Source organism: Bordetella genomosp. 4 (genome assembly GCF_002261185.1).
GTDB lineage: Bacteria > Pseudomonadota > Gammaproteobacteria > Burkholderiales > Burkholderiaceae_B > Bordetella_A.
In genome coordinates this window covers 323,050-336,998 of sequence record NZ_NEVQ01000012.1, presented here as the reverse complement: position 1 = coordinate 336,998, position 13,949 = coordinate 323,050, and the positions used below count along the sequence as shown (strand labels likewise).

General features: G+C 58.8%; 10 protein-coding genes and 1 tRNA gene. 1 reads left to right on the top strand and 10 read right to left on the bottom strand.

The window, feature by feature from the left end; genetic code table 11:
- Nucleotides 1-73: 73 nt before the first annotated feature.
- Genes CAL20_RS09380 through CAL20_RS09370 form a run of 3 tightly spaced genes read right to left on the bottom strand, consistent with a single transcriptional unit; the run spans nucleotide 74 to nucleotide 3,901 of the window.
- Nucleotides 74-1,033: a Bug family tripartite tricarboxylate transporter substrate binding protein gene (locus CAL20_RS09380; RefSeq protein ID WP_094837672.1), complete on the bottom strand. Its 960-nt coding sequence runs from the start codon at nucleotides 1,031-1,033 to the stop codon at nucleotides 74-76.
- A 36-nt stretch (nucleotides 1,034-1,069) separates the two neighbouring features.
- Nucleotides 1,070-2,215: an acyl-CoA dehydrogenase family protein gene (locus tag CAL20_RS09375; protein WP_094820541.1), complete on the bottom strand. Its 1,146-nt coding sequence runs from the start codon at nucleotides 2,213-2,215 to the stop codon at nucleotides 1,070-1,072.
- 21 nt (nucleotides 2,216-2,236) lie between these two features.
- Entirely contained in the window at nucleotides 2,237-3,901 is a 1,665-nt protein-coding gene (locus tag CAL20_RS09370; RefSeq protein ID WP_094837807.1) for an FAD-binding protein, read from the bottom strand.
- 146 nt (nucleotides 3,902-4,047) lie between these two features.
- Here CAL20_RS09370 and gcvA point away from each other — a divergent pair, with 146 nt between their 5' ends.
- On the top strand, nucleotides 4,048-4,950 hold the full coding sequence (gene gcvA, locus CAL20_RS09365; protein WP_094820539.1) for a transcriptional regulator GcvA: 903 nt from the start codon (nucleotides 4,048-4,050) through the stop codon (nucleotides 4,948-4,950).
- 10 nt (nucleotides 4,951-4,960) lie between these two features.
- Here the strand turns inward: gcvA and CAL20_RS09360 are convergent, their stop codons facing one another.
- The 7 genes from CAL20_RS09360 to CAL20_RS09330 form a co-directional block, all read right to left on the bottom strand.
- Nucleotides 4,961-6,181 carry a CaiB/BaiF CoA transferase family protein gene (locus CAL20_RS09360; protein WP_094820538.1) on the bottom strand — a complete coding sequence of 407 codons (1,221 nt, stop codon included), beginning with the start codon at nucleotides 6,179-6,181 and terminating at the stop codon, nucleotides 4,961-4,963.
- A gap of 250 nt (nucleotides 6,182-6,431) precedes the next feature.
- Nucleotides 6,432-6,510 (bottom strand) — tRNA-Ile (locus CAL20_RS09355).
- A gap of 15 nt (nucleotides 6,511-6,525) precedes the next feature.
- Nucleotides 6,526-8,784, bottom strand: a complete 2,259-nt coding sequence (gene rpoD / locus CAL20_RS09350) for an RNA polymerase sigma factor RpoD (protein ID WP_094837671.1) — start codon at nucleotides 8,782-8,784, stop codon at nucleotides 6,526-6,528.
- Nucleotides 8,785-9,266: 482 nt separating this feature from the next.
- Nucleotides 9,267-11,375 carry a DNA primase gene (gene dnaG, locus CAL20_RS09345; protein ID WP_094820536.1) on the bottom strand — a complete coding sequence of 703 codons (2,109 nt, stop codon included), beginning with the start codon at nucleotides 11,373-11,375 and terminating at the stop codon, nucleotides 9,267-9,269.
- Nucleotides 11,376-11,394: 19 nt separating this feature from the next.
- Nucleotides 11,395-11,607, bottom strand: a complete 213-nt coding sequence (rpsU, locus tag CAL20_RS09340; protein WP_012417992.1) for a 30S ribosomal protein S21 — start codon at nucleotides 11,605-11,607, stop codon at nucleotides 11,395-11,397.
- A gap of 321 nt (nucleotides 11,608-11,928) precedes the next feature.
- Entirely contained in the window at nucleotides 11,929-12,474 is a 546-nt protein-coding gene (locus CAL20_RS09335) for a phosphoribosyltransferase (protein ID WP_094820535.1), read from the bottom strand.
- 143 nt (nucleotides 12,475-12,617) lie between these two features.
- Complete coding sequence (locus tag CAL20_RS09330) at nucleotides 12,618-13,913, bottom strand: adenylosuccinate synthase (RefSeq protein ID WP_094837670.1); 1,296 nt, start codon at nucleotides 13,911-13,913, stop codon at nucleotides 12,618-12,620.
- Nucleotides 13,914-13,949: the final 36 nt, after the last annotated feature.

Genomic DNA, 13,949 nt, shown 5'->3' with positions numbered 1-13,949 from the left:
CAGCATCCTTCTTCCCGAGGCCCTGAACGCAAGGCACAACGCGGTCAATGCGCCAAATAGGGAGGACGTTGCCTCAATCCAGATGCACGCCCACACGGTCCACCACCACCTTCCAATGAGCGGAGTCGCTCGAGACAGCCGCGGCAGTTTGCTCCGGAGATGACGGGCGCGGCGTAATGCCAATGGCTAGCAGTTTTCTGCCGAGGTCGCCTTTTAAGGCTGCCGTGACGACCTGATTGACCTGCTGAACGATCGCCTCCGGCGTCCCCGCCGGGGCGAACAAGCCATACCAGGTCATCGATTCAAAACCCGGATAAGTTTCGCCGACAGTGGGCACATCTGGCAGTGCCTCCACGCGCTCACGCGTCGTCACCGCCAACGCCTTCAGATTCTGACTCTGTATCATACCGATCACGGCCGGCACTTGATGGAACATCGCATCGATCTGCCCTCCCATGAGATCCGTGACGGCAGTGCCGGAAGACCGATACGGAACGTGCTGAATGTCAACACCCGCGGCCATCTTGAACTGCTCTGCAGCGAGATGCATAGAGGTCCCGTTTCCGCTGGATCCATAATGGAGCTTACCGGGCTGGGACTTCGCCAGTGCCACGAAATCGGCGAGTGTGTTGACCGGCAGATTCTTGTTCACGATCAGCACATTCGGCACGTCACCCAATATGGAAATTGGAGCAAAGTCCTTTTGCGTATCGAAAGGCAGCTTCCTGTAGATCAATGGATTGATCGCTTGCGTCGCCGAGGTGGCGACATACAAGGTGTAGCCATCCGGCGCCGATTTCGCGACGACGTCGGCGCCGATGTTCCCCCCCGCCCCTGGCCGTGGCTCCACATATACCGTCGCACCGACCTTCGCATGCAGTTGCTCCGCTATGTCCTGAGCCAGCATCTGAGTCGCTGCTGCCGCAGAAAAGCCATGCACAATGCGAATGGGTTTTTCGGTCGGCCACGACGCGGCCATGACAGGGAAACTCATGAGGACGCCTAACGCGCCCATGATCAAAGTTTTTTTCATAGTTATCGACTCCTCCAGTACGTTATTTATCAGTAGCTAGTGAAAAGCATCCATGCCGGTCAGCTTTCGGCCAATGATCAATTGATTGATCTGAGTAGTTCCGTCAGGGATGGTGAGCATGCGTGCGTTTCGGAAATGGCGCTCGACGGGGAACTCACGCGTCAAACCAAACGCGCCATGCACCTGTATGGCCTTGGATGTAATGCGCTGTGCGGCTTCCGTGGTGAACGACTTCGCAATGGCAGCCTCCATTTCGCAGCGTTTTCCCTGCGACATCATTGACAGCGCCCGATACACCAGTAAACGGGATGCATCGAGCTCGCTCACCATCTCGGCCAGCAATCCCTGTACGAGCTGATGCCCCGCGATAGGTTTCCCGAACTGAGTCCGCTCGCCGGCGTAAGACACTGCGTTGTCCAAAGATGCTTGTGCGATGCCTAGAGCCAGAGTGGACACGAAACAACGTGAACGATCGAAACCTTTCATGGTTTCCCGCAATCCCGCTCCTAACGTTCCCAATAGATTCTCGGCGGGGACCACCACATCATCGAACACCATCTGCCCCATGGACCAACCATTCAGGCCGAGCTTTTCTATTTCCCTGGTTTCGAATCCGTGCTCGCGCCGATCAACCAAAAACATGGAAAACTCCTGCTCTCCTGTACATGCCACGACGATCGCGACATCTGCGACCGAGGCATTAGAGGTCCACATTTTTTCGCCAGAAATACGGAAATAGTTGCCGTCTCGCGTTGCACGGGTCCGCATTTCTCGCACGCTGGACCCAATACCCGGCTCGCTGATCGCCGAACAGCCGATGATCTCGCCGCTCAACATTCCTGGCAGATAACGGTCACGTAATGCGGCGGAGCCATTCGCGTAGAGCTTTAGCGCAGCCCCTTCGGCCACCCATGCAAGCCCGGCTGCATCAGGCGATACGCGTGCCAACTCCTCGAATAGCAAGCCGCTGGTCAGAAAGTCATAGCCTGTACCACCGCCCTCCTCGGGGACCCAACCCGATCCCACACCATAAGGCGCCATCATCGACAGCAACTGATGCGCGACGTCCGGCGAAAATGCATGATCGCGAAAAGGCAAGACTACAGGTGCAATTTCGTTTTCCACAAAACGGCGCCAGCCATCAAGCGCCATGCGTTGTTCTTCTGTAGGTTCGAAGTCCACAATGTCTCCAACTGATGAATGTCAATGAATCGGAATTTCGCGCGGGGAAAATTTCCCATATCGGTCGAATGAAAGATGCGTCAACCATCGCGTATCGATTTGAGGGAAGTCTGTACGCTGATGTGCGCCACGGCTTTCCGTACGTTGCAGCGCCGCTGCCAAGACCATGATGGCGCAGCGGGTCATGCGCTCTGTCTCCAGCAACGCCACCGCGCCAGCCAAGGTTCTGGCACGCATGCTTTGCAGCTTGACGTTGATCTGCTCTAACGTTGTTAAACCTTGACTCAGTCCCGTGGCACAACGCCAGATTCCGGCATGACCGGCTACCGTCTGTCGAATATGTTGCTTCAGCGGGACAGGATCGTCCTGCTGCTCGCCCCACCAGCGGCTCAATGCTCGTAGCGAGGCATTAATCGGCTCTTCATTGGTACGATCCAACGCTCGCGCAGCGCGTGCCGCATGCCTTCCCGCTACTGCGCCAAAGACTAGCGTGTCACTGCAACCATTCCCTGCAATACGGCTCGCGCCGTGTACGCCGCCGCAAGCTTCACCCGCTGCATAGAGACCCGTTATGCCCGTCCATCCACAATCGTCGATGAGTATGCCGCCCATCGCACTGTGCGCTGCGGGCGCCACGATCACAGCCTGGTTCGCCGGGTCGACGCCTGCCGCACGCAATCGCGAACAGTGGGAAACATAGCTTTCCCGTGTAGCTGCATCCAACGACGTGGCATCGAACCACACGCCGCCCTCAGGCAATCCCCGACCCTCGTCGATTTCCTGTTGGATATACAAAGCCATACGCGCCTTCTCGATCTGGCGCTCGGCATGCGGCGGGTTATACCGGAGCATGAATCGTTCACCCGCCGCGTTCCGTAGCTGTGCCCCGTCGCCCAGCATTGCGGTTGGCATCTCCATGCCGCGGCATTGTGACGGCCATATCGTTACCACAGGTTCAAACTGCATGAACTCCATATCGATCAGCGTCGCTCCCGCCTCATAGGCCATCGCACAGGCATCGCCGGCAACATCTACGGGATACGTGCTATCTGCGTAGAGTTGTCCCAGGCCTCCCATTGCGACGACCACGGTGCGCGCACGAACCAGTGTCAGCTGCTCGGTGTGCGGCTTCCATAACAGTGCGCCTTGTACGCCCGCATCTCCATGCAACAATCCGATGACCTTCTCACCCCCTCGCTCGACTACCCCTAGCGTTCGAGCATGCCTAATCAAGGTATCGATGACCGCACGTCCCGTTCCATCAGGCACGTATACAGAGCGCGCATAGGAGTTTCCGGACAGGTGGCGCTGCAATGCACGCCCTCCTTCTGCTTGCATAGCAAATGGCACGCCCAACGCCTGCAATTCGCGATAAGCGTCCGCGGCGCCGTGCGCCAACCGCCTCACCAACCGCCTGTCATTCAGACCATAACCACCACGCACCATATCGTCGAAATAGACGTCTGGACTGTCCCGGTCATCGCTGTGTCCCAATGGGGCATTAAAGCCAATCACATAGGGTGAAGCGCCGCGCCCGCGATAGGCCAGCACCACTTCGACACCCTCATTACGCGCGGCGACTGCGGCACGATATGCGGCCATGCCACCGCCTAGGACCAACACATCCGTTCGCATCTCCGTGACTCGGCTGGCGAGAGATGCCGCCACGCCCCATATATCGCTCATGGCAGGCCGATCGTAAAAAGCCTTTGTAGTCATGCAATTTTGTCGTGATGAAATTGAACATGACTTATTCTGGTCCGCTTTATATAGGCATAACAAGCGATGTATGCTTGTCACATCATGAGCTTTTGGTATAACTTACGTGCATCATGGGCTGGCAACTTCCTTCTCTCGCTGCGCTACGGACCTTTGAGGCCGCGGCCCGTCATCTCAGCTTCACCAAAGCGGCAGTCGAACTCAACCTGACGCAAAGCGCGGTGAGCCGACAGATACGGGTCATGGAAGACTATCTCGGTGTTTTGCTCTTTGAGCGCGTCAAACAGCGGCTGGAGTTGACTCAGGCCGGCCGTTCCTATGTCGGCGAAATCCGCTCTGCGCTCGAGCAAATGCAAACCGCGACGATCAATCTGCTCGCAAACCGTGGCGCCGGAGGTATCCTGACCCTTGCCACACCGCCAGCGTTTTGCGTCAAATGGCTGATTCCCAGGCTGGACCGTTTCAGCGCAGCGCATCCGCAAGTGCTCGTCAGCCTGGCAACCCGAGCAAAACCCTTTGACTTCGAAGCAGAGAAAATAGATGCCGCGATTTACTTTGGCCGTCGCGACTGGCCTGGCGTAATGTCAGATCGCCTTGTCGGAGAAGACTTGGTCCTCGTGTGCTCGCCCGACTACCGAAGCTCGCAGCCTCGCCTAAAACGTCCGACGGATCTTGCTGGGCATACACTGCTGCAGCAAATACACCGGCCAAATTGGTGGAGCGATTGGCTGGTCGCCAAGGGCGGCAGTACCGTCAACGCATGGGCCGGCCCCCGCTTTGAGCACTTTTATATGATCATGCAGGCCGCCGTGGCGGGCCTGGGGGTCGCGCTGCTGCCACGGCTGCTCGTCAGGGAAGATATAGCAGCCCGCAGGCTCGTCATACCATTCGAGTCCCCATTCGAAGGCCAAGACGCATACTGTCTTGTTTATCCACCGGCCAAACGTTCCGACACGAGATTGGAACTTTTGCGTCAGTGGTTGCTAGAAGAAGCCGCGTCCGAGCGGACTGGCTAGCGTGATCTCATCAGATCGCGCCTACCTCACGCAGCGCCGCGATACGGCCATCATCCAGACCCAACCACTCGCCCAGCACTTCGCTAGTGTGCTCGCCTAGCGTAGGAGGCGCAGTCCACTGCGCAGCAACATCAAAGGCCGAAAACTTCGCGGCCGCTCCGACCTGCGGCAGCTTGCCGTAGCCAGGATGTTCGACCTCACAGAGCATCTGCCGATGTCTCACCTGGCGATGAGTGAATACCTGCGAAAGATCATTGACCGGTGCGCAGGGCACTCTGGCCGCCTCCAACCGCCCCAGCAGACCTTCGACAGAATGTCTTGCGACCTCATCATCCAGTGTGGCGTATAACGTATCCCTATTCAGGACTCGGTCGGCTTCGCTCGCGTAACGCTTATCTACCAACAGATCCTCTCGTTCCAGCACCCCCAGAAAGGCTGCAAACTGATTCTGATAACCTGCTGCCACGACCAGCCAACCATCCTTAGCCTGAAACGCTTTATACGGCACCAGCTGTGAATGCTCCGACCCCCATTTCCCGGGGATTTTGTCAGTCAATTGATATTCCAGCGCCACATTCGCCAGGAAGGCAACCTCGCCTTCCAGCAGGCTGGTTTCGACTTTCTGACCCAGCCCGGTTTCCTTGCGCTGGAGCAGCGCGGCAAGCACGGCTGCATAGCAATTCATGCCGGCTACGATATCAAAGGCGGAAGTGCCCAGCTTCACTGGCGCACCGTCCCGTTCGCCGGTGATACTCATATACCCCCCCAACGCCTGTATCGTCAGATCAAAAGCCCCTTGCAAATGATCCGGTCCGTCCGCCCCCAGGCCCGATATCGACGCGTAGATCAGCTCAGGCCGCTGCGCGGACAATCGTTCGTAACCCAAGCCTAATCTCGGCATCACGTCAGGCCGGAAATTTTCCAACACGACGTCCGCGTGCATGCATAACTGATAAGCCAGCTCCTTACCTTCTTGCGTTTGCATGTCTACTGTCACCGACCGCTTGTTGCGGTTTGTAGCCAGAAACGTGACCCCTATGCCTGCATGATATGGCGGCCCTTGTACGCGCAAAGGATCCCCCGTGCCGGGGATCTCGATCTTGACGACTTCAGCTCCCAGATCAGCGAGCAACATTGCGCAATAGGGGCCTGCCAACACCCGAGTGAAATCAACGATGCGTATTCCGGTCAGCGGTTTAACGACTGTATTTACAGGGGCTTGCTGCGTCATGACTGTGTCTCCAGGACTCTCAAACCGACAGTGGTTCAGATACCTAGAAATTATCGGCATGCGCTGCTCAACTGAAAAACGATGCGTACTCACTTAGTCATGAGGAATATGCATGACTTTTGCTCCAAGCAACGCCCTGGACCGATACGGATGCGAAACCCCATCTACGCGGAATGAACCTTGTACGGGAAAATCCGCAATGCATAAAAAATGCGGGTTTCCGAATCAACCGGAAACCCGCATATTTACTTGGTAGCCCCCCTCGGAGTCGAACCGAGCACCAACGGATTATGAGTCCGCTGCTCTAACCAAGCATGAGCTAGAGGGCCATTAAAACTGACTGCTTATTGCCCTTCGAGGAAGCTCTTGAGCTTGTCGGCTCGACTGGGGTGGCGCAGCTTGCGCAGCGCTTTAGCCTCTATTTGCCTAATGCGCTCACGCGTAACGTCGAATTGCTTGCCCACTTCTTCCAAAGTCTGGTCGGTGCTCATTTCGATACCGAAACGCATACGCAAAACTTTGGCTTCACGCGGGGTCAGAGAGTCTAACACTTCTTTGACGACATCGCGCATCGAACCATGCAAAGCCGCATCGGAAGGCGCCAACGTAGCCGTGTCCTCGATGAAATCGCCCAGGTGCGAATCATCATCGTCACCGATCGGCGTTTCCATGGAGATCGGTTCTTTGGCGATCTTGAGGATCTTACGGATCTTGTCCTCAGGCATGTCCATCTTTTGCGCCAGCGTCGCGGGATCGGGCTCGCCACCCGTTTCCTGCAGAATCTGACGGCTGATGCGGTTCATCTTGTTGATCGTTTCGATCATGTGAACCGGAATACGGATGGTACGCGCCTGATCGGCGATCGAACGCGTAATGGCCTGACGGATCCACCACGTTGCGTACGTGGAGAACTTGTAGCCACGACGGTATTCGAACTTGTCCACGGCCTTCATCAAGCCGATGTTGCCCTCCTGGATCAGATCCAGGAACTGCAAACCACGGTTGGTGTATTTCTTGGCGATCGAGATCACCAGACGCAAGTTGGCCTCGGTCATTTCGCGCTTGGCCTTGCGAGCCTTGGCTTCGCCGGTGGCCATGCGCTTGTTGACGTCTTTGAGGTCCTTGAGCGGCAGCACGACGCGCGTTTGCAGGTCGATCAGTTTTTGCTGCAGCTCCTGGACGGCGGGGACTTGGCGCTCGAGCGTTTCGGAATACGGATGGCCTGCGGCGACTTCGGTCAACACCCATTCCAAGTTGGTTTCCTGGCCCGGGAATACTTTGATGAAGTGGCTGCGCGGCATGCCTGCGCGATCCACGCAGGTGTGCAGCACGGCACGTTCGAGCTGGCGGACTTCCTCAACCTGAGCACGCAGCGTATCGGCCAGCTTTTCCACCATTTTGGCGGTAAAGCGGATGCCCATCATCTCGTTCAAGATGGCTTCTTGGGAGTTGACGTACACCTCGGACTTGTAGCCGTCCTGTTCGTACGACTGACGCATCGTGGCGAACTGCTTGGCGATTTCGTCGAACTTGGCCAAGGCCTTGACGCGCAGGTCTTCGAGCTGCTTGCTCGACATACCGCCGGCGGGGCCGTCATCGCTCTCATCTTCCTCAGCCGTCACACCTGCGCCGGCGTATTCTTCGCCGTCTTCGGGATCGACCAGGCCGTCGACGACTTCGTCGATCTGCGCTTGCCCGTCACGCACGCGCGCGACGTGGTTGAGGATCTCGTTGATGGTAGTCGGGCAGGCCGAGATCGCCATCACCATGTGCTTCAGGCCGTCTTCGATGCGTTTGGCGATTTCGATTTCGCCTTCGCGCGTCAGCAGTTCGACCGAACCCATTTCGCGCATATACATACGCACCGGGTCCGTCGTACGGCCAAAGTCGGAGTCCACCGTGGTCAACGCGGCTTCGGCTTCGTCCTCGACATCGTCGTCGTTAGACGCAACCGGGGCGTTTTCGCTCATGAGCAGCGTTTCGGCGTCGGGGGCCTGATCGTAGACCGCGATCCCCATGTCGCTAAACGTGCTGATAATGCCGTCGATGGCTTCGGCGTCAACCAGATCATCGGGCAGATGATCGTTGATTTCGCCATAAGTCAGGTAGCCGCGATCCTTGCCCAGCTTGATCAGCTGTTTGAGCCGATTGCGGCGGGCTTCGTATTCCTCGGGCGAAACAGGGCCGCGGGCGATCAGATCCTTGGGATCGGCCTTGCCACGCTTGCCGCCACGCTTGGGCGGCTTGAGATCGGGCAGGACCTCGCCTTCGCCGTCCATCGGATCGTCGAAGCTGTCGTTGTCGTTGTTCGCGTTTTTCGCGGGACGCCCAGGACGACGGCCGCTCGAGGGCCGGGCACCGCCGCCCATCAGATCAGCCAGCTTGTCTTCGGCTTTTTTCGTGCGCGTTGCCTTGACCGCTTTCTCTCCGGTTGCGGGTTTTGCTGCTTTTTTAGCAGCGGTTTTCGTCGCTGTTTTAGAGACCTTCACTGCCGCTTTGGCAGGCGCTTTTTCCGCTGCCATGCTGACAGCACGCTTGGCCGTCTTGACCGGCGTGTCGGTCGCATCATTTGCAGGGGAGGTTTTGCCTGATGTTCTGGTCATAGTCGCTTCCGTGGTCGTCGCAACCCGTGATTGGGGCTATTGCACCACAAGGGCCGGCCGCACGCGCCAAAGCGCCGCAATCCGGTCGATGCGGGTAAAACAGGCAAGCGCGCTGAAATCGCGTGCGCTACATTGTCTGTAACGCGGGCCGCTCATCGGACCCCACAGAAGCCCCCTCTGGCCAATCGGCCCAGGAGCATCTCGTATCGCGAACTCGTTCCGGTCGGGTTTCCGGGCATTGTGATGGGCTGTCTTGCCTGCGACAGGCTGGCAGTCTGAGGGGATCTCTACCCCACGCTGCTGCAATAGACACAGCCCCATCCGTTCAACACCGCTGGCCAAACCCTGGCCGGACTTGCGTACTCGCCACCTTTAATTGTAACAACTCCGGCGGCAAAATAAACGTAATCAACACGCCCGCCCCTATAGAGCGTCGCAGCTGACGACGACATACCGCTGGAAAACCTTTAATTGTACCGTAATTAACGGATACCACTATGTTTTAAGACCGTTAGTCGCGCGGACAGTTCCTGGTAACGCTGCAGGGCGTCTGCGCTGCTCAATCCCGTTTCGGCCAATTTGGCCATTTCTGCGCGCGCCGCGTCGAACTCGATGCGCCGCAGCGCGTCGTCCCATTCGGTTTGGGGCTCGGGCAGGTCTTCCTGGGCAAGCAGGTCCGCACGCATGCTTTTCAGCACCGTGGCCAAGTCGGAATCCGGATCGGCAGCCTGCAACAGCGCGCCCACGTGGCGCGCACCGCTGGTTTGTGCCAGCATGATCAAGTCTCTGACCAATCCTAGATGGGGTCCCTTGTCCAGGACTTCAAGCTGCTGGTCACCCATGGTGTCGACTAATTCAGGGTGCGCCAGCAGCAATGCCAGCAGCCGTTTGGCCATGGACGGCATGGTGCGCCGCCCTTCGTAACCGCCGATGCCGTCGTCGCGCTTGCCTTTCCAGTCGCCCTTGCCGCCCTTCCAGTCGCCTTTTTTGCCGCCCTGCCAGTTGCCTTTCTTGCCGCCCTGCCAGTTTCCCTTTGAGCCTCCCCGGTCGCGCCAGCCCGTATCCGGAGCCGGCGCATCAAAAGCCATATCGGGAGGCGGGTGGTCGTCGTAACCGAAACCCACTGGCTCGTAGTCGAAATCCGGGGGGGGCACATCAAAGGGATCGTAGCCGTCGCTGCCTGCGGACGCGGATGAGGCAGTTGCTGGCCCCCCAGCGGGCGAGGAGGCAGCAGCGGCTGAACTGGGCGGCTTGCCTGCAGCAGGCTTGCCTGCGCCTGGCGGCACAAACGGACGTGCGGGCGCCTGGGCGAGGATCTGGGCCATTTCCTCGGGCGTCAATTGCACCTGGCGCGCCATTTCGCGCTCGATTTGCAGGCGCAGGGTGCATTCAGGGATGGCCGCCAGCAATGGCTTGGCCTCGTGCAGGCAGCTGGCTCGACCTTCTGCTTCGCTCAGGTTGTGCCGTGAGGCGAGTTCCTCGAGCAGGAAGCGCGACAACGCCATCGCCTCGCCCAGGCTTGCCCGAAACGCCTCTGCCCCAAGCTCGCGAACGTAAGAATCCGGGTCGTGTTCGGCGGGCAAAAACAGAAAACGGATCGATATATCGTCCCGCAAGACAGGCAAACACGCCTGCAAGGCTCGCCAAGCCGCCCGACGGCCGGCGCCATCACCATCGAAGCTGAAGACGACCTTGTCGCTAGCCCGGAGAAGCTTTTTGACATGATCTGGCGTGGTCGCTGTACCGAGCGTGGCGACAGCGTGGGCGATGCCCTGCTGAGCCAGCCCCACCACGTCCATGTAGCCTTCGACGACGATTACCTGGCCTTCTTTGCGGATAGCCTGACGCGCCTCCCAGAGGCCATAGAGCTCCTGGCCCTTGGAAAACAGCGGCGTTTCGGGCGAATTCAGGTATTTAGGCTCGCCCTTGCCGATAATCCGCCCGCCAAAGCCGATCAGGCTGCCGCGTGCATTACGGATCGGAAACATCACCCGTTCGCGGAAGCGATCGTAGCGGCGGCCGTCTTCGGACTCGATGACGAGCCCGGCCTCGACCAGTGTCGGATCATCGTAATGCTCGAAGACCTTGGACAAACCATGGCGGTCGGTACCCGACCAACCCAAGCCAAAATGCGCGGCGATTTCGCCGGTCAGGCCGCGTTGTTTCAGGTACTGGATAGCGGCGGGCGACGCGCGCAGCTGCTGCAGATAATGCGCCTGGGCAGCATCAAGAACCTGGGTATGACGTGAGGTTTCCGCCTTGCGGCGTGCCGATTCGGCTTGCTGGCGCGGACTGCGGTCTTCTTCGGGGACTGTCATTCCCACCGAGCCGGCGAGCGTGCGCACGGCCTCGGGGAAACTCGCGCCCGTGTGTTCCATCAGGAAGGTGATGGCGGTACCGTGCGCGCCGCAACCGAAACAATGGTAGAACTGTTTGGTCGGGCTGACGGTAAACGACGGGCTTTTTTCGTTATGAAAGGGGCACAGGCCAAGCAAATTGGCCCCACCCTTTCGCAACTGCACATATCGCCCGACGACGTCTGCGACATCGACCCGGGCGAGTAAGTCTTGAATAAATGATTCTGGAATCAATAAATTCGGGAATCAAAAATCAATACATGCGGGGGGGCAGTTGCTGGCTACGAATCCGCTTGTAGTGGCGCTTGACCGCGGCGGCGTGCTTGCGCTTGCGCTCAGCCGTGGGTTTCTCGTAGAACTCGCGCGAACGCAGCTCGGTGAGCAAACCGGTCTTTTCGATGGTGCGCTTGAAGCGGCGCAGGGCGGCTTCGAACGGTTCGTTTTCCTTCAGTCGGACAATAGGCATAAAAGTAGTAGGCCTGCTTGGGGTAACAAAAAAGTTAAAAACACAGGGCGCGCTGACTGCAAGCCTGGCATGGTTTGTTGATAGGTCTCTGCCCTATTCAGGCTCGTTTTTTGAGCCCGGCGCCCCTATACAAGCGAGCCGCTAAGCAAAAAACTGCAATAAACCACGCCCGTGCACCCTGGCACCCCCCTATGGGGTTTAGCGATAACCCGAGATTCTAGCACGGTTTGAGTATTTTGATACTACTCACACCGAACCTCAATACAACACTCCCCTGGCGAAGAGCCGGGCCAGCAGGAAACCGCCCTGCCCGCCGGGATATCACACAGAAGTCGAGCCCTTGCGGATCCAGGCCTCGAGCTGATGCGGACGCAAGCTGTCGTAGTCCTCGAACGGCTGGTGAATCCAGGGGTTGGTGGGCAGCTTGTCCACGTAGTAGTCCGGAATCGCCTTGGAGTGCCCCTTCCACCACAACACCGCGCTGCGTAATTCGGTGATGGCAGGGAACTGCTCCTGCAAATGCTCGCGCACGCGGTTGAACGTCAGGCCCGTATCCACCATATCGTCCACCAGCAACACCCGCCCCGCCGGAGCGCCACGCGTGATGGTGATGAACTTGGCGATATCCAGCTCGCCTTGCTTGGTGCCGGCAGCCTCGCGGTAGCTACTGGTCGCCAGGATACCCAACGGCACATCGAAAATACGCGACATCACGTCGCCCACCCGTACGCCGCCGCGCGCCAGGCATAGAATCAGGTCGAACTCCCAACCAGACTGATACACCTGCAGCGTCAGGCGTTCGATCAGGCGGTTGTATTTCTCCCAAGTCACCCACACGTGGCTATCATCGTCGACAGGCGTGCTCATGGAAAAGATCTCCTAGAAATGCAAAAAAGCCGCGATCGACGATAGCCGACGGCGGCTTGGAATCATAACCCGACTGGCGCCTGACCTGAAATCGGATTCGCGCGGCATGCCTCAATGGCATGCCGCGCTTTATTGTCTGCGTATCAGCCCTTGAGGGGGTGACGCAGCACGATGGTTTCGTTGCGGTCCGGACCGGTGGACACGAGGTCGATCGGCACACCGCAGACTTCGGAGACACGCTCCAGGTAGCGACGCGCGGCGGCCGGCAGCTTGTCGAACTCGGTGATACCGACGGTGGACTCAGTCCAGCCGGGCAGTTCCTCGAGGACGGCTTCGGCCTGGGCCACAGCATGGGCACCATAGGGCAGAACGTCGCGGAATTCGCCGTTGACGCGATAGCCGACGCCCAGCTGGATTTTTTCCAGGCCGTCGAGCACGTCGAGCTTGGTGATGCACAGGCCGCTGATGCCGTTCAGACGCACCGAGCGCTTGAGCGCCGCACCGTCAAACCAGCCGCAACGGCGGGGACGGCCGGTCACCGAGCCGAATTCCTTGCCGATGGTGGCCAGACGCGTACCGACTTCGTCGACCAGCTCGGTCGGGAACGGACCGGAACCCACGCGAGTGGTATAGGCCTTGGTGATGCCCAGCACGTAGTCGAGCGACTGCGGGCCCACGCCGGCGCCAGCCGAAGCCGCACCCGCCAAGCAGTTGCTGCTGGTCACGAACGGATAGGTGCCGTGATCCACGTCGAGAAGCGCGCCTTGTGCGCCCTCGAACAGCAGACGCTCGCCGGCTTGCTGCAAGGCGTACAGATTGCTGGAGACGTCCTTCACCATGGGCGCGATAGCCGGAGCCAAAGCCATGGCTTGATCACGCACCTGCTCGGCCGACACGGCCTCGGCGCCGAGGTATTTGGTCAACACGAAGTTGTGGTAATCCAGCAGCTCGGCGAGTTTTTCGTCGAACAGTGCGGGATTGAAGAGATCCTGCACACGCAGCGCGCGGCGAGCGATCTTGTCCTCGTATGCCGGACCGATGCCACGGCCGGTGGTACCGATCTTGCCTTCGCCTTTGCGGGCTTCGCGCGCCTGGTCCACAGCGATGTGGTACGGCAGGATCAGCGGGCAGATTTCGGAGATCTGCAAGCGCGAACGCACATCCAGACCGGCAGCTTCGAGCTCTTCGATTTCCTTCAGCAGCGCCTCGGGCGACAGCACTACGCCGTTGCCGATGAAGCAGGTTACCCCGGGATGCATGATGCCCGAAGGGATCAGGCGCAAGATGGTTTTCTTGCCGTTGATCCACAGCGTATGGCCGGCGTTGTGACCGCCTTGGAAGCGCACCACGCCTGCGACGGATTCCGCCAGCCAATCGACGATTTTGCCTTTGCCTTCGTCACCCCATTGGGTGCCAATAACCACTACGTTCTTGCTCATTGTACGAATCGATATCGAGTTTCTCGGGAAATCCGG